The sequence below is a fragment of the Nocardioides humilatus genome (assembly GCF_008373755.1).
Lineage (GTDB): Bacteria > Actinomycetota > Actinomycetes > Propionibacteriales > Nocardioidaceae > Nocardioides > Nocardioides humilatus.
This window is the reverse complement of the sequence record NZ_VUJV01000020.1, coordinates 1-344: the sequence shown is the minus strand read 5'-3', so window position 1 is coordinate 344 and position 344 is coordinate 1. Positions and strand designations below refer to the sequence as shown.

At 75.0% G+C, this 344-nt stretch carries 1 pseudogene; it reads left to right on the top strand.

Features of this window, described 5'->3' with window-relative positions:
- Window positions 1-344, top strand: a pseudogene (locus F0U44_RS23155) (calcium-binding protein); the annotation flags it as partial.

Below are 344 nucleotides of genomic sequence, written 5' to 3'. Positions count from 1 at the left end.
GGTCCTGGTGCCGCCAGGCCCCCCGGCGGCTACGGCGCGGCCACGCTGCTCGGTGCGCGCGGCGACGACGTGGTCTCCGGCGGCGAGGGCGACGACACGCTCGACGGCGGCGCCGACGCCGACGTGTTCAACGGCGGGCCGGGCATCGACCTCGCCAGCTACGCCACCCGGACGGCGAGCGTCATCGCCTCGATCGGGACGGGCACCGGCGACGACGGCGGCGCCTCCGATGGTCGCGTCGGCGAGCGGGACACCATCCGATCCAATGTCGAGAACCTCACGGGCGGGCTCTCCGCCGACACGCTGACCGGTGACGCCGGGGACAACGTCATCAAGGGGGGCCT